Origin of the sequence: Micromonospora inositola, from assembly GCF_900090285.1 — a bacterium.
Lineage (GTDB): Bacteria > Actinomycetota > Actinomycetes > Mycobacteriales > Micromonosporaceae > Micromonospora > Micromonospora inositola.
Genome location: NZ_LT607754.1, coordinates 5,346,867 through 5,365,156 on the forward strand (window position 1 = coordinate 5,346,867; position 18,290 = coordinate 5,365,156).

The 18,290-nt window shown below is 72.0% G+C and carries 18 protein-coding genes and 3 pseudogenes; 12 read left to right on the plus strand and 9 right to left on the minus strand.

What is annotated here, in order from left to right:
* Positions 1-127: 127 nt before the first annotated feature.
* Positions 128-829 (minus strand): VOC family protein, encoded by a 702-nt coding sequence (locus GA0070613_RS25540; RefSeq protein ID WP_089014596.1) that lies wholly within the window; start codon positions 827-829, stop codon positions 128-130.
* A gap of 117 nt (positions 830-946) precedes the next feature.
* On the opposite strand from GA0070613_RS25540, the pseudogene GA0070613_RS34535 reads away from it, so the two are divergent.
* Positions 947-1,762, plus strand: a pseudogene (locus GA0070613_RS34535) (helix-turn-helix transcriptional regulator); the annotation flags it as partial.
* Positions 1,763-1,924: 162 nt separating this feature from the next.
* On the opposite strand, the gene GA0070613_RS25555 reads toward GA0070613_RS34535, so the two are convergent.
* Positions 1,925-2,896, minus strand: coding sequence for a quinone oxidoreductase family protein (locus tag GA0070613_RS25555; protein WP_197698988.1), 972 nt, complete (start codon positions 2,894-2,896; stop codon positions 1,925-1,927).
* Positions 2,897-3,691: 795 nt separating this feature from the next.
* Between GA0070613_RS25555 and GA0070613_RS25565 the strand changes: the two genes are divergently transcribed.
* Both GA0070613_RS25565 and GA0070613_RS25570 read left to right on the plus strand, forming a co-directional pair.
* On the plus strand, positions 3,692-3,877 hold the full coding sequence (locus GA0070613_RS25565) for a hypothetical protein (RefSeq protein ID WP_089014598.1): 186 nt from the start codon (positions 3,692-3,694) through the stop codon (positions 3,875-3,877).
* Positions 3,878-4,199: 322 nt separating this feature from the next.
* A complete protein-coding gene (locus GA0070613_RS25570; protein WP_157746532.1) occupies positions 4,200-5,336 on the plus strand; it encodes a low temperature requirement protein A in 1,137 nt (378 codons plus the stop codon).
* Positions 5,337-5,468: 132 nt separating this feature from the next.
* Here the strand turns inward: GA0070613_RS25570 and GA0070613_RS32390 are convergent, their stop codons facing one another.
* Complete coding sequence (locus GA0070613_RS32390; RefSeq protein ID WP_157746533.1) at positions 5,469-5,609, minus strand: hypothetical protein; 141 nt, start codon at positions 5,607-5,609, stop codon at positions 5,469-5,471.
* 74 nt (positions 5,610-5,683) lie between these two features.
* Here GA0070613_RS32390 and GA0070613_RS34200 point away from each other — a divergent pair.
* Positions 5,684-6,274, plus strand: a pseudogene (locus GA0070613_RS34200) (glycoside hydrolase family 18); the annotation flags it as partial.
* A 75-nt stretch (positions 6,275-6,349) separates the two neighbouring features.
* Here the strand turns inward: GA0070613_RS34200 and GA0070613_RS34205 are convergent.
* The 4 genes from GA0070613_RS34205 to GA0070613_RS25595 all read right to left on the minus strand — a co-directional run bounded on the left by GA0070613_RS34205 (position 6,350) and on the right by GA0070613_RS25595 (position 10,409).
* Positions 6,350-6,670, minus strand: coding sequence for a TraR/DksA family transcriptional regulator (locus GA0070613_RS34205; protein WP_089014600.1), 321 nt, complete (start codon positions 6,668-6,670; stop codon positions 6,350-6,352).
* Between the two features lie 673 nt (positions 6,671-7,343).
* Entirely contained in the window at positions 7,344-8,189 is an 846-nt protein-coding gene (locus GA0070613_RS25585) for a phosphatase PAP2 family protein (RefSeq protein WP_197698989.1), read from the minus strand.
* A gap of 109 nt (positions 8,190-8,298) precedes the next feature.
* Positions 8,299-9,945, minus strand: coding sequence for an MDR family MFS transporter (locus tag GA0070613_RS25590; protein ID WP_089014601.1), 1,647 nt, complete (start codon positions 9,943-9,945; stop codon positions 8,299-8,301).
* Positions 9,942-10,409, minus strand: a complete 468-nt coding sequence (locus tag GA0070613_RS25595) for a MarR family winged helix-turn-helix transcriptional regulator (protein WP_197698990.1) — start codon at positions 10,407-10,409, stop codon at positions 9,942-9,944. The genes GA0070613_RS25590 and GA0070613_RS25595 overlap by 4 nt, the downstream gene beginning before the upstream one ends.
* A gap of 110 nt (positions 10,410-10,519) precedes the next feature.
* Between GA0070613_RS25595 and GA0070613_RS25600 the strand changes: the two genes are divergently transcribed.
* Positions 10,520-11,140 (plus strand): TetR/AcrR family transcriptional regulator, encoded by a 621-nt coding sequence (locus tag GA0070613_RS25600; RefSeq protein ID WP_089014603.1) that lies wholly within the window; start codon positions 10,520-10,522, stop codon positions 11,138-11,140.
* Positions 11,141-11,252: 112 nt separating this feature from the next.
* On the opposite strand, the gene GA0070613_RS25605 is transcribed toward GA0070613_RS25600, so the two are convergent.
* Positions 11,253-12,149 carry an AurF N-oxygenase family protein gene (locus GA0070613_RS25605; protein WP_089014604.1) on the minus strand — a complete coding sequence of 299 codons (897 nt, stop codon included), beginning with the start codon at positions 12,147-12,149 and terminating at the stop codon, positions 11,253-11,255.
* A gap of 48 nt (positions 12,150-12,197) precedes the next feature.
* Here GA0070613_RS25605 and GA0070613_RS25610 point away from each other — a divergent pair, with 48 nt between their 5' ends.
* The 6 genes and pseudogenes from GA0070613_RS25610 to GA0070613_RS34540 form a co-directional block, all read left to right on the plus strand.
* The gene (locus GA0070613_RS25610; protein ID WP_089014605.1) at positions 12,198-12,926 is read left to right on the plus strand and encodes a TetR family transcriptional regulator; all 729 of its coding nucleotides are present in this window, start codon (positions 12,198-12,200) and stop codon (positions 12,924-12,926) included.
* A complete protein-coding gene (locus GA0070613_RS25615) occupies positions 12,923-13,222 on the plus strand; it encodes a DUF4873 domain-containing protein (protein ID WP_089014606.1) in 300 nt (99 codons plus the stop codon). The genes GA0070613_RS25610 and GA0070613_RS25615 overlap by 4 nt, the downstream gene beginning before the upstream one ends.
* The gene (locus GA0070613_RS25620; protein WP_089014607.1) at positions 13,222-14,715 is read left to right on the plus strand and encodes a flavin-containing monooxygenase; all 1,494 of its coding nucleotides are present in this window, start codon (positions 13,222-13,224) and stop codon (positions 14,713-14,715) included. The genes GA0070613_RS25615 and GA0070613_RS25620 overlap by 1 nt, the downstream gene beginning before the upstream one ends.
* The gene (locus GA0070613_RS25625; protein WP_089014608.1) at positions 14,705-15,571 is read left to right on the plus strand and encodes an SDR family oxidoreductase; all 867 of its coding nucleotides are present in this window, start codon (positions 14,705-14,707) and stop codon (positions 15,569-15,571) included. Before GA0070613_RS25620 ends, GA0070613_RS25625 begins: the two co-directional genes overlap by 11 nt.
* Before the next feature lie 2 nt (positions 15,572-15,573).
* A complete protein-coding gene (locus GA0070613_RS25630; protein ID WP_089014609.1) occupies positions 15,574-16,494 on the plus strand; it encodes an alpha/beta fold hydrolase in 921 nt (306 codons plus the stop codon).
* Between the two features lie 14 nt (positions 16,495-16,508).
* A pseudogene (locus tag GA0070613_RS34540) lies at positions 16,509-16,661 on the plus strand (spermidine synthase); the annotation flags it as partial.
* 286 nt (positions 16,662-16,947) lie between these two features.
* On the opposite strand, the gene GA0070613_RS25635 reads toward GA0070613_RS34540, so the two are convergent.
* Entirely contained in the window at positions 16,948-17,541 is a 594-nt protein-coding gene (locus GA0070613_RS25635; protein WP_089014610.1) for an ArsR/SmtB family transcription factor, read from the minus strand.
* 25 nt (positions 17,542-17,566) lie between these two features.
* Between GA0070613_RS25635 and GA0070613_RS25640 the strand changes: the two genes are divergently transcribed.
* Positions 17,567-18,178: a dienelactone hydrolase family protein gene (locus GA0070613_RS25640; RefSeq protein ID WP_269459012.1), complete on the plus strand. Its 612-nt coding sequence runs from the start codon at positions 17,567-17,569 to the stop codon at positions 18,176-18,178.
* Positions 18,179-18,290: the final 112 nt, after the last annotated feature.

Consider the following 18,290-nt stretch of genomic DNA (forward strand, 5'->3'; position numbering starts at 1 on the left):
CCCGTGGCGGCTCACCCGGGATGCGTCACCCAGATTAACGCCATGAACCAAGCACCGAAGAATGCCGGTCGTCCGGCCGTTCTCCGCACCCCTCCACCCCTGCGCACCCGGACGGCCACGGTACCGCTCACCGAGCGCCCGGCTCCGGCCCCGTCCAGCCGGCCGTGCCGACGCAGGCCTCGTTGCCCTCGGCGTCGGCCAGCACCCAGTACGTCGGCGCGTACTCGTCGGTCAGCAGGCGGCCGCCGGCCGCGACCGCCGCCGCCACCCGCGCCTCGGCCCGGTCGTACGGCACCCAGACGTCGAGGTGCATCCGGTTGCGCTGCGGGCGCGGCGCGTCCATCTGCTGGAACCAGAGCAGCGGCCCGCGCCCACGCGGATCGATCAGGTCCTGGTCGCCGTCGCCGCGGTCGACGTAGCCGAGCACGGCCCGCCAGAACGGCAGCACCTCGGGACCGACCAGCGCGTCGATGCTGACCTGGACGTTCTGCAGGCCGGACGGGTCGGCCGGCAGGCCCAGGTCGCGCGCCACCGCCGAGATCCGCCGGGCCAGCTCCACGTCGCCCTCGGTCAGCCCGTAGAAGCCGGGGATGAGCGTGATCAGCCGTACGGTCACGCCCGCGTGCCGCACGTCGACGTCCGGGTGGTGGTCGTCCAAGCCGGCCAGCTCGCCGATCGCCTGGACCAGCCGGGCGCCGGCCGCAAACGACCCGGTGCGGAAGTACGCGGACGCTCCCTCGCCCAGCACCCGCCAGTCCCCGACCCCGTCGGCCTCGTGGAACTGCCGCGGGGTGAGCCGCTCGGTCAGGTCCGTCGACACCTCAGCCATGTCACTCCTCTCGCCGCCGGGCGCCGGGGCGGCGCCGCCGGCCCAGTGTCACCCGAGTTCCCGACACCTTCTGTCGTATATCTGGGTCAGGATTGGGGGGTGCGTGCCTCGCGGATGATGGCCCTCCTGCTCCAGCTCCAGGTCCGCGGCCTGGCCAGCGCCCGCGAGCTGGCCCGGCAGCTGGAGGTCAGCGAGCGGACCGTGCAGCGGGACGTCGAGGCGCTGGTGGCGGCCGGGATACCGGTGCGATCGACCCGTGGGCCGGCGGGCGGATACCGCCTGGACCGCGGCTACCGCACCCGGCTGACGGGCGTCGGCCTCGACGAGGCCGGGGCGCTGGCGTTCCTCGGCCTCGCCGGCCCGGCCGAGCAGCTCGGCCTGGGCGAGATGCTGGAGGGCGCCCGGATCAAGGTCTGGGCCAGCCTCACCGGCGAGGCCCGGGAGCGCGCCGGCCGGACCGCGGATCGGTTCCACCTGGACCCGGTCCGCTGGTACGGCACGCCCGAGCCGGTGCCGTGCCTGACCCAGCTCGCCGGCGCGGTCTGGCGTGATCGTTGGGTGCGCCTGCGGTACGTCCGGGACGGGCGGGCGAGCACCCGGGAGATCGCCCCCCTCGGGCTCGTCCTCGCTGCCGGTGACTGGTATCTGGTCGCCCTGCGCGACGGCGAGCGCCGCACCTACCGGGCCTCCCGGGTCCGCAAGGTGGAGCTGCTCGAGGAGCCGGTGGCGCGCCCGGCCGGGTTCGACCTGGCCCGCTGCTGGGCCGAGGCGCGCCGGGAACTGGAGGACGAGCAGCCCGGCGTCGAGGTCACGGTACGCGTCGCGGCCCGGGCCCTGCCGCGGCTGCGCCGGCTGGTCCCCGTCCACGGCCAGGCCCTGGTCCCGCTCACCGCAACCGGGGAGGTCGAGCTGACGGTCCCGTTCGAGAACGAGTCGTGGGCGTGCTCCGCCCTGCTCAGCCTCGGTGCCGCCGTCGAGGTCCTGCGCCCCGAGGCTTCCAGTCCGGGGGCCCTCATCGCCGCGACATCGACACGCCGCAGCCCGGACCTCGTCGGCCCGCTTCGGGCGGCCGGACAGGGTCCGACGCAGGGTCTGCTACCGGACCGTGAGCAGCAACCTGCCGGGGAAGGAGGTCTGCAGGCGTCGGTGCGCATCCGCCGCCCGCCCCAGCGGGAACGTCTCGGCGACGTGCACCTGGAACGGTCCCGCCTCGATGAGCTCGTTGAGGCGCTGCAACCGTTCGGGCCCCGTCTCGCCGTCGTACGCCTGAACCGTCACGCCGGGTCGTTCGCGCGGCGCCTGTTGCACCCCGTGGGGGTAGGCGAGCATGCCACCGTCACGGAGCGCTTCGGCGAGTCGGTCCAGGGTTGCGCCACCCGCCATCGCCAGGACGCCGTCGACGCCGTCCGGTGCCACGTCGCGGATGCGGGCGAGCGCCTCAGTGAGGTCGCCGTGGCCGTCAAGGGACAGGTCTGCGCCGAGCCGGGTCACCAGCGCCACGCCCTCCGCCCCGGACGCCACGGCGATGACGTTGAGTCCCTGCCGCTTGGCCAACTGCACGGCCAGATGCCCCTGGCCGCCGCTCGCGCCGAAGATCAGCACCCATGCGCCGGCCGAGAGGCCCAGGACGTCCAGTCCGGACAGCGCGGTCAGTGCGTCGGTGGGCATGGCCCCGGCGTGCTCCGCCGGCACACCCGCCGGCAGCTTCGCGACGTACTGCGCCTTCGTCGCCGCGTACTCGGCGTAGAAGCCACCCTTCGGCCGGGTGTAGCCGTACACGTAGACCAGGTCGCCCACCGCGACGTTGGTCACCCGCCGTCCCACCGCGGCGACCGTCCCCGCAGCCTCGGCGCCGGGCACCATCGGGAACGCGGCGCCCTCGGGCACCAGCGTGCCCTCCCGCGTGAGGGCGTCCCACACCCCCACGCCGGCGCTCCACACCTTGAGCAGGATCTCGTCGTCGGCGATCTGCGGTACCGGCAGGATACGCGCGGTGATCACCTCCGGGCCCCCGAACTCGTCGAAGGCCGCCGCCTGCATCCGCTCGGGCACATCCCCCGCTGCCATGTGCGATTCCTCTCCGCCCCGCTGCGCCCGCATCCGGTGAACCCGCGTCCGGGCGCGCATCGGCACGCACCGGCGCTCGTAGCATGTCGTGCCCATGGCGTCGGGGATCGCTGCCCGGGCGCCGTTCACCCAGTTGGGTCAGGGGCGAGGGGTGAGGGAGGCCAGAGCGGTGGGTGGTCGCCCTGGTGCGGCCGGACGGTGGCGGTGCGCGCGAAGACCTTCCACCATCCGGCGGCTGTCACTCCACGTTCGGCTGTGCCCGCCGGTGCCGCCAGTTCGCCGGTATTGAGGCGTAGTACAACCGGGGACCGCCGAACGCCTCGTCGGCGGCGCGCAGCAGCACACGCCCAGCCAGGAAGCGCCGACGGCACCCGGCGGACGGACCCAGGCCGCCCGGCCGATCACGCGGCCGGCCCGAAGGGCGACCCAGGTGTTCTCGGGCCGGCAGCCGCGGCCGGCGATCCCGTCGCCGTAGCCGACCTGGCGGAGTTGCGGCAGCGGGTCGGGCATGGAATCGAACAGATTCTCCTCGCCGTTCGTTGAGGGCTCCAGTCGGATCGACCATGACTGACCGCCGGCCTGCTGGTGCGTTGGACACCGGCGCGAGGGACGATGGCGTCATTGCAGAGCGATTCCGGGTCTGGCCGGCATCCCGTCCCGCTCGGGTCGGCAGCCTTTCACCGGCGCTCTACGACGACTTGAGGATCCCGGCGCACGGTGGCGTGGATGGTTCCCAGTGGTGCCGTAGAGGCGATCGGTTCCGGCCGGCCGGATGCGTGACGAGGAGGCAGCACCATGACGGATCCCGACACAGAACTCCGGACCGAGTTGGGCCGGCACAGTGAGGGCGAACAGATCAGCGGCACGACGGTGACCACGCCGTCCCTGTCGGTCTGGGCTCGTGCCGCACAGCTCGGCCGGGCAGGCGCTGACGAGGACGATCCGATGGACGAGCAGCACATCCTCCGCGGCCTCGAGTAGGACGGAAGCGCACCTGCCGGTGCCGACGCCGAAGCGGCCGACTGCGCCGCCTGATATCCGTCCTCGGGACAGGCCCGCGTCACGGTCACCGCGACCGAGGAGGTCGAGCTGACGTTCCCGTTCGGCGACCGCCACCTGACCGCCACCGGGTGGCAGAGTCCGGAATTCATCGGTGACCGGAGTGGCCGTCGGCTAGCTTTGGCCGAGATCCAGCGCCAAGCCGACCAGGGCCGGACGCGGTCGCCGGGCTGGCTGACCGGGCGCCGCGAGACCAAGAAGGCCTGCTGTGATGAATGGCGGACGTCGGCCGATAACGCGCACGATGAGGCGTGGACAGCCGACGGATCTGCTGGAGCTGTTCTTCGATCTTGCGCTCATCGCCAGTCTGACCCTGACGTCGCAGAAGATGGCGAACGAGGACACCTGGACGGGACTGGCTCAGGCGCTGCTCGCGCTCTCGACGCTGTGGGCGGTCTGGGTCACCACCACGTCGTTCACGGACCTCTACAGCCCGCAGGAGCGACCCGTCCAGCTCGTGATCCTGGGGATCATGTTCGGCGGCATGCTGATGTCCGCCGCCCTGCCGACCGCGTTCAGCAGCCATGGCCTGGCCTTCGGCGCCACCTGGGCCGCAATCAACTGGGGTCGGGGCCTGGTGCTCCTCGCGTCGCTGCGCGGCCGGAGGGAGCGGGAGCGGCCGCTCCGCGTCCTGGCGTGGAACACCGTTTCCGGCACCCTCTGGATCGTCGGCGGCCTGGTCCCCGATCCCGGCACGCGTCTCGCGGTGTGGCTGGCCGCGCTCGCCGTGGACTACCTCGCCTTCGGCCTCCGGTTCCCGATACCCGGCCGGCCGCGACTGCTGCAGTACGACGTGGTGCCGGAGCACCTGGCCGAGCGCTACCAGCAGATCTATGTCCTCACCCTGGGTGAACTCATTCTCGTCACGGTCCTCACCCTGAGCGACATGCCGTTCAACATCGGCCGGCTCAGCGCGTTCGCCGTCGCGTTCGTCGCGGCCGTTCTACTGTGGTGGAGCTACACGCGCGGGGCCGGGGCGAGACTGAGGAGCGCGATCGAGAGGTCCCCGCATCGGTCCCGACTGGTCCAGACCAACCCGTACGCCCACTGGCTCATGGTGGTCGGCGTGGTCGGCCTCGCCGCGGGCTTCGAACGGATCATCGAGCATCCCGCGGAACGCCCGGAGGCAACCCTGACCGCGCTCACCCTGGGTGGCGTCGCGCTGTTCCTGATCGGCCGGGCCACCCTGGACCACGAGGTCCTCGGACGCATCCCGCTCTCGCACGTCATCGGTGTCCTCGCCGCCGTCGCCCTGGTGCCGGCTGCCCCGCACCTGCCGAACCTGGTCCTGAGCGTCGTCGCCGCGCTCGTCGTGCTGGGCGTCGCGGCCGTGGAGTTCGTCAGATGGCAGCGCGGGGGCGCCGTGCCGGCGCCCCCGTGACTTGCGGATATTCGTGAGAACCGGCGCCACCTTGGGATCACGGCCCGATGCCGGGCCGGACCGGGGGGCGACGCCGGCACGCACGCTGCGTGAGTGCCGGCGTTGCCTGGGTAGGCGTCATGGTCAAGAAAGTCAGTCGCAGCCCAACCCTTGGGCGTACCCCGCCGGTGGGTGTCCGGCGGCGACCTTGTCGGCGATCTCCCAGAACACCTCCGACCAGCCACCTTGGTCCTTCATCTGGTGCAGCACCCGCCACTTGTGGCTGCTGCGCAACGCGTCGCCGGCCCGCTGGAGTGCGGCGTCGTCGCCGGCCCGCTTCGCGCGCAGCCATTCGGCGATCCATGCGCAAGAGGTACAACTTCGACGGCATCGACATCGACATCGGGACCGGCCTCACCGGCAGCGGCGACATCACCCGGCTCTCCACCGCACAGGCCAACCTGGTCCGCATCATCGACGGGGTGCTCGCCCAGATGCCCGCCGGCTTCGGGCCGACCATGGCGCCGGAGACCGCGTACGTCACCGGCGGCAGCGTCACCTACGGGTCCATCTGGGGCGCCTACCTGCCAATCATCAAGCGGTACGTCGACAACGGCCGGCTCTGGTGGCTGAACGTGCAGTACTACAACGGCAGCATGTACGGCTGCTCCGGCGACTCGTACGCCGCCGGCACCGTGCAGGGGTTCGTCGCGCAGACCAACTGCCTCAACCCCGGCCTGGTCGTGCAGGGCACCACCATCCGCGTCCCGTACGACCGGCAGGTCCCCGGCCTGCCGGCGCAGTCCGGGGCCGGCGGCGGGTACTTGGCGCCGTCCTCGGTGGCGCAGGCGTGGAACACGTACCAGGGCGGCCTGAAGGGCCTGATGACCTGGTCGATCAACTGGGACGGGTCGAAGGGCTGGACCTTCGGCGACGACGTCAAGGCCCTCCAGGGCCGTCGACCCTGCATGGTCACCGCGGGTTCATCCGGCCTGGCGCCGGACCGACGGATCGGTCCGGCGCCACAGGTCGGGTCAGCCGTGCTTCTGCTGGCACGGCACGCAGAACCGAGCGTGCGGCACCGCCTCCAGGCGTTCCGCCGGGATCGGCGCCGCACACCGCTCACAGGTCCCGTAGCCACCGTCGGCCATGCGCCGTAGCGCGTCACCGATCTGCGCCAGGCTCTGTCGGGTGGCGGCGATCAACGCGGCACGGGTGTGCGCCTCGCCGGGGTCGCCGGTGTCCGCGGTGAGTTCGGTCAGCCGCACGGTCTGCGCCTCGAACTCGGTGCTCAGGGTGGCGCGCAGCCGGGCGCGCCATTGCGGGTCGCGGGTGCCTCGAAGGTCGGTACTCATCTGGGGTTCCTTCCCGGGAAAAGAAAAGGGCCGAAGCCGGATGGCTTCGCCCTGGTGGCCGTACTCGCGGGGGGTGGTTTCTCCGGAGGGCCACGGCCGGTGGGAACCGGGCTGGGCAGGCCGTGGATGGGCGCGGCCTGCCGCGCGTCCACCGGGCGGATGGCGGCGACCGCGGACCGCTGGTCGCGGGCAGCAGCCGGCACCGCCGTGGGAACGGCGGTGGCGACCAGCTGCCGGGCCGGGAACATGGCCACACCATAGGCCGATCGGGCGGGAACGCCAATGACATTGCGACCGCGGCGACGCGCGGAACCTCGTCGCGACCGGCGCGCGGCAGTCCGGGATCGGCCTCTGCTGCACCGGGATCGGGGAGCAGGATGGCGCACGTCAGTTGCCGTAGACCTCCACCTCGTAGATCGGCCTGCTCACCCTCATCGCACCGGACCTGGACCGCTCGCGCTCGCAGGGGGGGGCCTGCTGGTCAGCGGGTACGCCGTCGTGGTCGTGCTGGCGTCCGTGCCGCTGACCCGGCTGACCCACCGGATCCCCCACCGCCGGCTGCTGGGCGTTCCATGGTCCTGTTCGCGGCCGCGAACGCCGCGGCCGCGCATCTACGTACGCCGTGCCGCGCGACGCACCGGTCCACCGGCCAGCGAGCGGTCCGATCCGGCCCTCATCGCACGCCGCCGGCGTCGACGGTCGGTACCGGCCGGTGGGCCACCTGCTGACCCGGCGGCTCGGGATCCGGCCAACCGGCCGGGCGCGGGCCCGGTACGTCGACCCGTCGAGCGGCGGTGACGGGCCGGGGCAGCACCAGGAGGACCAGGATGAGCATCGCCGCCGCGACGACCCCGTCGAGCCAGTAGTGGTTTCCGGTGCCCACGACCACCAGCAGCGTGATGAGGGGATGCGCCAGCCACAGCCACCACAGGCGTCCACCGGTCACCGCGATGAGCGCGATGGCGACGGCGAGTGCCCAACCGACGTGCAGGGACGGCATCGCGGCGTACTGGTTGCTCAACGCATCGGTGTCGGGCGGGCCGTAGACGGCGGGTCCGTAGCGTCTGCCGGTGTCCAGCAGACCGGTCAGGGCGGTCAACCGGGGCGGCGCCAGCGGGACGAGAAAGTGGAGCGCCAGTGCCCCGGCGGTGAGCGTGGCGAGCATCCGGCGGGTCCACTGGTAGTGGACCGGGTGTCGCAGATACAGCCACACCAGGCACACGGCGGTGGCCGGGAAGTGCACGTACGCGTAGTAGCTGTTGGCCAGGTGCACCAGCAGGTCGTGGGCGAGCAGGGGGTGCTGGACGGCGGCCTCACCGGGCAGGTGGATCAGCCGCTCCAGGTGCCAGACGGCCTCCCCGTTCGCCACCGCGGTGGAGACCCGGCCGGCCACGGCGAGGCGACCCAGCTTGTACGCGAGGAAGAGCGCGCCGACGAGCGCCAGCTCGCGCAGCGCCCGGCGCACCGGAGCGGTGCGTCGGGCGGGCGTCGCCGCCGGAGCGGCCTCCCCTGTCTCCACGAGCTCCTCGATTCGCCTCACGGTCGTGGGTGACGGCCCTGCCGGACGGCTGGACGCGGGGCCGCCGCCATCCTCGGACGGCGGCGGCCCCGGTTTCCGGTGGAGGCGGTCAACGGCGGACGGGTGCCCCGTCGGGCCCACCGTCGACGGCCACCTGGTCGAAGGCGGGAGCGCCGTCGACGGCGTCCGCGGCGACGGCCGCCGACCTGGCGGGGTCGGGCAGGTCGAGGCTGGTGCGCAGGGTGACCGGCTTGAGCAGGAGCGCGGCGATGACGCCGACCACCGCGATCGCGGCGGAGATGAGGAAGATGTGTCCGGTGGCGTCGCCGTACGCGGCACGGACGATGTGCTGCACGGCCGGGGGCAGTGCGGTGAGGTTGAGCGTGCTGGTCCCACCCGCGCTGCCGGAGGTGGGAATCCCCGCGGCGGCGAGGTCGTGGGTGATCCGGTCGGTGACCTGGCGGGCGAGGACGGCGCCGAGCACCGAGACGCCGATGGTGCCACCGAGCGAGCGGAAGAAGGCCACGGTGGAGCTGGCCGCGCCGATGTCCTTGAGCGCCACGGTGTTCTGCACCGCGAGGACGAGGTTCTGCATCGTCATGCCGACGCCCGTGCCGACGATGAACATCGCCGCGCCGACCAGGACCAGCGAGGTCTCGTGGTCGATGGTGCCGAGCAGGGCGAACCCGGCGACCAGGACGATCGCGCCGACCACGATGTACGGCTTGACCTTGCCGCTTCGGGTGATCAGCCGGCCGGCGACGATCGAGGACCCGAGGACGCCGGCCATCATCGGGATGGTGAGCAGGCCGGCCTCGGTCGGGCTGTAGCCACGGCCGATCTGGAAGTACTGGCCGAGGAAGACGGCCCCGCCGAACATGGCCATGCCGACGGCGAGGCTGCCGAGGATGGCCAGGGCGGTGGTGTGGTCGCGGACGATGCTGAGCGGGACGACCGGTTCGGCGGCGCGCGACTCGACCCAGGTCGCCAGGGCGAGCAGGACGGCAGCGCCGCCCACCATGGCCGCGGTCTGCCAGGAGGCCCAGGCGAAGGAGTCGTCGACGAACGAGATCCAGATGAGCAGCACGCTGACGCCGGCGGCGATCAGGGTCGCGCCCAGGTAGTCGATCTTGACGTTCTCGCGGCGGGCCGTGGGCAGGTGCAGGGTGAGCTGCAGCAGGATCAGCGCGACGACGGCGACGGGCACGCCCACGAAGAAGCACCACCGCCAGCCGAGCCAGGACGTGTCGACGATGAGCCCACCCAGCAGCGGGCCACCGACCGTCGCGAGGGCCATGACGCCGCCCAGGTAGCCGTTGTACCGGCCACGCTCCCGCGGCGGGATCATCGCCGCGATCGCCACCTGGACGAGGGCCTGCAGGCCGCCGACCCCGATGCCCTGGAAGGCGCGGGCGGCGATGAGCTGGCCGGCGCTGTGCGCGAAGCCGGCGATCACCGAGCCCAGCAGGAAGACGACGATGGCGACCTGCACCAGGACCTTCTTGTTGAACAGGTCGGCCAGCTTGCCCCAGATCGGCGTGGTCGCCGTCGCCGTCAACAGGGTCGCCGTGACGACCCAGGTGTACTGGGTCTGCGACCCGTTCAGCGCGCCGATGATCTTCGGCAGTGCCGTCGAGACGACGGTGCTGCTGAGCATCGCGACGAAGAGCACCAGCAGCAGGCCGCTGAGCGCCTCGAGCGTCCGCCGATGGCTCATCGGCGCGGCGCCGGTCGTCGTGGTGGTGGGTGCGCTCATCGCGCGGCCTCCAGGTTGTCGTGGTGTGCGAGGGCGACCTCGAGGTCGCGGGTGAACCGGCCGAGCGCGGCGCTCAGCGCCGTCACGTCGCCGGGGGTCCAGTCGGCGAACGTCCGATCGAGCACCTCGCCGTACCAGTCGTTGGTGTCGGCCAGGGCGGCTCGACCGGCCGGCGTGACGGCCAGCAGGCTGGCCCGCCGGTCGGTCGGGTCGGGGCGCCGTTCGACCAGCTTGTGCGCGACGAGCGCGGCGACGGCGCGGCTGACGGTCGACGGGTCCAGCCGGGTGCGGGCCGCCAGCTCCCGGGCGTGGCATCCGGTGGAGAGCCGGTCGATCTCCATGAGGATGCCGACCAGGCCGGACGGCACGGTCGGCCGCTCGTCGGCCCGCCGCTGCCTGAGCAGCCGGACACTGGTGACCAGGTCGCGCAGCCGCAGACCCAGGTCACGAACGGTGCTGTCCACCCTTTCCTCCCCGCGTTGGATTGGTTGCCACATACAAGCATCAACGGATCTTGCCCATTAGGCAACTTTTCTCATTGAGAAGTACATCACCGCCACGTACCCTGAGGGTCATGGAGGAGACCACCGGCCTACGGGAGCGCAAGAAGGCGGCCACCCGCCTGGCTCTGCACCAGGCGGCCCTGCGCCTCGCCACCGAACAGGGGCTGGACCGGGTGACCGTCGAGGCGATCGCCGACGCCGCCAACGTCTCCCGACGGACCTTCTCCAACTACTTCTCCAGCAAGGAGGAGGCGCTCTTTCACGGCGACACCGAGCGGCTGCGCCGGCTGCTCCAGCTGATCCGCGAGCAGCCGAGCGACGAGCGGCCCTGGACGGTGCTGAGCCGGGCAGCGACGCGCCTCACCGAGGAGGCGTACCTGTACGCCGACCCCTCCTGGTTGACCCGACGCCGGCAGCTGCGCGGCCACCCCGGCCTGGCGGCCCACCAGGTCGCGGCGTACGTGGCGATCGAGCGCGAGCTGGCCGCGGAGATCGCGCTCCGACTCACCGGGGCCGACGCGCCCCTGCGGTCGCGGGTCCTGGCGGCGACGTTCCTGGCCACGGTGCGGGTGGCCGTCCAACAGTGGTTCGACCAGCCGGATCGTCCGCTGCTCGACGTTGTCCGGACTGCGCTGGCGGCAGCCACTCCCGCGGCGACCCTCGTGGACCAACGGGCACCCGTCGGGGAGTAACCAGCTCCCCTCGACAATCCGCCAAGGGGAGCCGCGTCACCTGCTCAGCGGCTCAACGCGGCGGTGGTGGACGCCGGCCGGCGCGCACCACCGCTCGAGATGCCTGGGCCGATCAGACCAGAGCCGCTCGGGTCCACAGCAGGCGGCCCGGCCCGGTTACCAGATCGAGGCTCGTCAGGTGGTCGTACACCCGCGCGGCCGACCAGCGCAGGGTGGCGCGCCAGTGCGGGTTGGCGCGGGCGGTGGCACGGCCGACCGCCGGGGGGATGCCCACTGCGGCGTACGCGTCGGGATGGACCAGGCGGTTGGCGATCGAGTAGGCGGCGCGGCCGATCAGCAGCCGGGCGTACGTCAAGCCCAGCGGACCGGCGGCCTCGACCTGGCGGGCAAGTTCCTCGCGCGCGAACCGTACGTGGCGCGCCTCCTCGACGACATGGATGCGCGACACCATCCGGATGAGCGGCTGGAGCGACTCGTCGGCCATGATCTCGCGTTGGAACGCGTCGAGGACCTCCTCCGCTATGAGGATCGCGGCGAACATCTGCGGGCCGGTCGCGGTCGCCTTGAGGAACCGCCCGAGCAGGTGGTCCACCCGGTTCGCCCGGTAGACCGGGCAGCCCATCGCCTCGATGAGCCGTCCGAACATGATGGAGTGTCGACACTCGTCGGCGACCTCGGTCAACGCGTACTGGGCGTGCCGACTGGTCGGGTCGGCGTCGTAGTAGTGCCGGATCAGCATCTGCATGAGGATTGTCTCGAACCACAGCCCGGCGCTGGCTGCGCTGGCCACCTCGTGCTTGGTGAGCTCGACGCGCCGCTCCTCGCCGAGCTGCTCCCACAGCGGGGTGCCATAGAGGCTGCTGCGGCGCGGCGGGAGCCAGTAGGCGCCCGGCGTGTGGGGCGCGTCCCAGTCGATCTCCACGGTGGGTTCGTAACTGGTATGCAGCGAGGCCGTGAGCAGCCGCGTGGCGAGGGCCTCGCGTTCGAGCCCGGCCGGTGTCGTCTCCATGACGCCTCCATATTGACGTGACGCCCGGTAACTGTTACGAGTAGTAGCATGCAATCGCCCCTCAAGGATGTCAATGGATCCGATCCCTCGGGCCCGGCCTCCGGCGGCACTCCCCCCGCGAAGGCCAGCGGCCGCAAGGACCGCTGGGCGGACCATCGTGAGCAGCGGCGGCACGAACTCATCGGGGCCGCCGTGCAGGCGTTGCTGCGGCACGGGCCGGAGGTCGACATGGACCAGGTGGCTGCCACGGCAGGCGTCAGCAAGCCGGTCCTCTACCGCTACTTCGCCGACAAGTCGCAGCTCTGGCTCGCCGTGAGCGAGGTGGTGGCGGCCCGGGTGATCGACACCGTCGCACCCGCGGTCGAGCAGGTCCGCGAGGAACGCGGCCTGGTCGAGGCGACCATCGACGCGTACCTCGGGGTGATCGAGTCGGAGCCGAAGCTCTACCGCTTCCTGATGCACCAGTCCAGCCACCCCGGAATCCACCAGGTGGTCGCCGGCACCAGCCGGCAGGTGGCCGCCGGCCTGGCCCGGGTGATCGGTGACCGGCTGCGCTCACTGGGCCTCGACGCCGGTCCGGCGGAGCCGTGGGCGTACGGCCTGGTGGGGTTCGTACAGGCGGTCGGCGACTGGTGGACCACACGCGGCCAGCCGATCCCCCGAGCGGCGCTCACCGACTACCTGACCACGCTGCTGTGGAGCGGGATCGAGGGGATACGGCGCAGCGCGGACCTGCCGCACCAGCTCACCCGCGCCCACGAGCGGATCGCGCCATGAGCTACCACGGCCCGGCGGGCGTCGCGGGCAACGCGGTCCAGGTGCACCTGAGTGGGCGGTGGGAGCCGGTTGACGGCCGCTACCACTGGGGTGGGCGGATCGAGCCCGAGCCGCAGGTGGTCCGGCTGCTCCGGTCCGGCCGGCGGGACGTCGAGCTGCGCATCGCTGACCGGGTCAGCCCGGCCCGGCTGGCCGAGGTCGACCCGTGGGGCGGCGTACGGATCACCGGCGTGGGCGATCCGCCCTGGCCCCCGGCGGCCGAGCCGGTTGTCGCACCCGAGCCCGTGGAGGAGTGATGGACACCGACATCGCCATCATCGGCGCCGGCTTCGGCGGCCTGGGCGCGGCCATCCGGCTGCAGCGGGCCGGCTTCACCGACTACCTCGTCTTCGACCGGGGCGACGACGTCGGCGGCACCTGGCGGGACAACAGCTACCCCGGTTGCGCCTGCGACGTCCCGTCGCACCTGTACTCCTTCTCCTTCGCCCGCAACCCCCGCTGGTCGAACACCTTCTCGGGACAGCAGGAGATCTGGGACTACCTGCGCGACTGCGTCGACCGCTTCGGGGTACGCCCGAGGCTGCGGTTGCGCCACGAGGTGCAGGGGGCGAGCTGGGACGACCTGCGCCAGCGCTGGCGGCTGCGTACCTCCGGCGGCGACCACACCGCCCGGGTCCTGATCTGCGCGGCCGGCCCGCTCAGCGACCCCGCCACCCCGGACATCCCGGGGATCGACGACTTCGCCGGCACGATCTTCCACTCCGCCCGCTGGCAGCACGACCACGACCTGACCGGCCGGCACGTCGCGGTCATCGGCACCGGTGCCTCGGCGATCCAGTTCGTGCCGCGGATCCAGCCGACGGTCGACAAGTTGACGCTGTTCCAGCGCACCCCCGCGTGGATCATGCCACGGCTGTCGCGCCGGATCAGCCGGGTCGAGCAGGCCGTGTTCCGCACCGTGCCCGGTGCGCAGCGGGCCGTCCGGACGGGGCTCTATCTGGCGCGCGACACCATGGGCGTGGGCTTCCTGCACCCGGCGGTCAACCGTTTTGCCTCGCGGCTGTCGCTGCGCACGCTGCGGCGCCAGGTCGCCGACCCGCAGCTGCGGGACAAGCTCACCCCGCGCTACGCGATGGGCTGCAAGCGGGTGTTGATCTCCAACGACTACTGGCCCTCGCTCACCCGGCCGAACGTGGACGTGGTCACCGCCGGCATCGCACGGATCGTGCCGGACGGCCTGGTCGCCGCCGACGAGGTGCACCACCGGGCGGACACCATCATCCTCGGCACCGGCTTCCACGTCACCGACTCCCCCGTGGTGCGGCGCATCCGCGGCCGTGGCGGGCGCAGCCTGGGCGAGGCCTGGACCCCGAGCATGCACGCGTACCGGGGCACCATGGTCGCCGGCTTCCCGAACCTGTTCTTCCTGCTCGGCCCGAACACCGGGCTCGGGCACACCTCCGTCGTGCTGATGATCGAGGCGCAGCTGCAGCTGGTGCTCGCGGCCCTGCGACACATGCGGGCCAAGGGCATCCAGGCGATCGAGCCCACCGCCGACGCCCAACGGCGCTGGACGGAACGGGTCGACCAGAAGATGACCGGCACCGTCTGGAAGACCGGCTGTTCGAGCTGGTACCTCGACGCCACCGGCCGTAACGCCACCATCTGGCCGGGCTTCGCCAGCAGCTTCCGGCTGCGGCTGCGCCGATTCCGCCCGGCCGACCACCAGGTCGTCGGCGCCGGGAGCACCCCCAACGAACCGGAACGGGAGCACGCCGATGCGGTATGACCTGGCGGGCAAGACCATCCTCATCACCGGCGCGGCGCGCGGCATCGGGGCGCAACTGGCCCGCGAGGCCGTCGCACGCGGCGCCCAGGTTGCCCTCGTCGGCCTGGAGCCCGAGCTGCTCAAGCAGCTCAGCACCGACCTCGACGCGCACTGGTACGAGTGCGACGTCACCGACCAGGCAGCCCTCGACGCCGCCGTGGCATCCACGGTGGACCGCTTCGGTGGGATCGACGTGCTCGTCGCCAACGCCGGCATCGCCAACCTCGGCACCGTCGCGCTGGGACCGGTCGACGCGCTGATCCGTACCGTCGAGGTGAACCTCTGCGGTGCGATCCGCACGGTCAGCGCGGCGCTGCCCCACGTCGCCGCCGCCCGCGGCCACGTGCTGATCGTCTCGTCAGCCGCCGCCTTCACGGCGATGCCCGGAATGGCTGCCTACAGCGCGTCCAAGGCGGGCGTCGAGCAGTTCGCCAACGTGCTGCGGCTGGAGACCCGCCAGCGCGGCGTCACCGTCGGCACCGCCCACCCGATCTGGATCGACACCGACCTGGTCCGCGACATCCACGACGACCTGGCATCGTTCCGCAGCGCGCTGCGCCGGTTGCCGTGGCCGCTGTCCACCGTCGTACCGGTCGGGCAGTGCGCCGCTGCCCTGCTGCGTGGCATCGAACGCCGCAAGCGCAAGGTCTACGTGCCACGCTCGCTCGCCGTGGTGCAGGCGCTGCGGCCGGTCGTGTTGAGCGGGCTCTCGGACGCGCTGGTCACCCGGTTCGGCGGCCGGACCCTGGTCAACCAGATGGAAGACGAGGTACGCCAGCTCGGGCGCTCCTTCGGCAAGACCTCGGTGGGAGGGTAGTCATGGGGATCCACTTCCGTCGCGCGGGCGGCGGTGAGCCGCTCGTGCTCATCCACGGCATCGGGCACCGCCACCAGGCGTGGGATCCGGTGTTCGACCGGCTCGCCGCCCACCACGAGGTGATCGCGCTCGACCTGCCCGGTTTCGGACAGTCGCCGGTGCCCGACGCGGGCATGCCCGCCGACATGGCCGCCACCGTCGCCGCGATCCTGCCGGTCCTGACCGAGTGGCGACTGGAGCGTCCGCATGTGGCCGGCTACAGCCTCGGCGGGGCGATCAGCCTGGAGCTCGCCGCCGCCGGGACGGTCGCGTCGGCCACCGCCTTCTCCCCCGCCGGCTTCTTCACCCCAGCCGAACGCCGCCGAGCACTGGCCATACTCAGGATGTTGCGGGCCAACGCCTACCTACCCACCCCGATCATGCGGGTCGCGCTGCGCTCGGCGTACCTGCGGGCGATGTGCTTCGCCCCGTTGATGACACGCCCGGCGCTGCTGGACGCCGAGCGCGCGCTCGGCGACGCACTCGCCCTGCGTCGAGGGCTCGGCTTCACCAGCGTGGCCCGAGCCGCCCGCGACTACCGCTTCGATGGTGCCCGACTGTCCGGGACGACGGTGCCGGTGACCATCGGCTGGGGTGACTGCGACCGCATCTTCCGCGTCCACCAGGCCGAGCGCGCCCGGGCCGACCTGCCGGCAGTCCGGGTGGTGACGCTGCCCGGATGCGGCCATGTGCCGATGAGCGACGACCCGGACCTGGTCGCATCGCTCATCCTGGAGACCACCGGCGCGCTGTCCCGCACCGTGCGACCGGGCCACTCCACTGTCTCCTCAGAGTGCGGTCTGTCGAAGTCCCGTAAGGCCAGACACCGCGGCGAACCCCGCCGCCCTGGCCTGACGAGCGGCGGACCGGACCGGTCGCGGTGACATAGGTTGGCGCGGTGGACTCCGTGGCCGTCACCGTCGAACGAAGGGTCACCGAACGCGGCGAGCTTGCCCTGCGGGCCAACGCGGGACATTACGAGGTGATCAGCAACGGAGTCGTCCTCATGGACACCCGGGCCGGGCGGTCCGAGCGACTGCTGGTCCAAGCGGTGCGAGGGTGTCGATGGTCAGTTGTTTCATCCTGGGTGCGCTGCTGCCCGACTTCCCTTGGCTGTTGGTCGGTCTGACATCTCGCTTGCGAGCTCTGCGCACCCTGGTTGTCCGTGTTCGTGCCGGCGCCCAGCCTCGGGCAGCCCTCCGGTGGTGGATCCGCTGCTGTACGCGCCGGTTGCTATCACCGTTACTGTCGCGCCCGCGGTGCCGGCGCGTGATGGTCCGGTTGATCGGGCAGTTCGGCCAGGATGGCGCTGACGAGCCGGATCACGGCGGACGGCCTCAGTCCGAGTCCTCGGCGGGCGCGTGGTCCGGGTCGGGCAGGACAGGGTGGTCGGTCGGGTAGAGGCCGGCAACGAAGCCGTAGACCGTGTCGCCGGAGCGCGGCAGCTCGGTGAACTCCCGGATGAGCGCCTCGACGCGCCGCCAGAACTGCGCCGCGCTCTCCTTGGGGATGCGGGCGTGGCGCATCGTGGTGTAGAGCGTGTCCGCCTCGTGGGCCGGCACCGACTCCGCCGCCGCGACGGACAGGCCGTTGATGCACACCGGCGTCGTCGTGTCGCCCGAGCGCCGGACCACGCCCACGTGGATGGTGCGGCCCGTGCGTCCGTAGTACCGCTCGTCGATGGCGCGCACACGCCGGGTGCGGACGACGCGCAGCATCCCGGCCTCGAGCAGCACGTTGACGTGGTAGGCGACCGAACTCTTTGGACGGTCGACTGCCGTGGCCAGCTCGGCCACGGTGGCGGCCCGCTCGAGCACCAGGTCGAGGATCGTGGCCCGAAGCGGGTCGGCGATCGCGCGCAGCTGCGTGGGTGTGGACACGTCGACGGCGTCGGGCAGGTCGTAGTCCGGGATTCGGGTATTGCTCGACATTTGTTGAACAATCTAAGGTGTTGGAGTGTTCGCGGCAAGATCCTACCGAGACCAGGGAGACCCCATGGCTGAGGTGTTGTTGTTCCATCACGCGCAGGGTCAGACGGCGGGCGTCCTCGCCTTCGCCGACGAGCTCCGCCGAGCCGGGCACACCGTGCACACGCCGGACCTGTACGACGGCCGCACCTTCGCGACGCTGGACGACGGCCTGGCGTACGCCCGGGAAGTGGGCTTCGACAACCTGCTCGATCGGGGCGTGGGTGCGGCGGACGGGCTGCCCGAGGAGCTCGTCTACGCGGGCTTCTCGCTCGGCGTGATGCCGGCGCAGAAGCTCGCGCAGACCCGGGCCGGCGCGCGCGGGGCGATGCTGTTCGAGTCCTGCTTCCCCGTCTCGGAGTTCGGGACCGCCTGGCCGGCGGGCGTGCCGGTACAGATCCACGGCATGGACGCCGATCCGTTCTTCGCCGGCGAGGGCGACCTCGACGCCGCCCGCGCTCTCGTCGAGTCGGCCGAGGACGCCGAACTGTTCGTCTACCCCGGCGATCGGCACCTGTTCGCCGACTCCAGCCTGCCGTCCTACGACGCGGACGCCGCCAAGCTGCTGACCCAGCGCGTGCTCGACTTCCTCGTCCGCTGACAACATCCAGCGGCCACGGCACCCGTACGCCCGCCAATTGCTTCGTCAGTGTGGGCGCCGGATCCCGCGCGTCCGGGAAGCGGCCTACGGTTACCACCCCGACGAGGAGTTG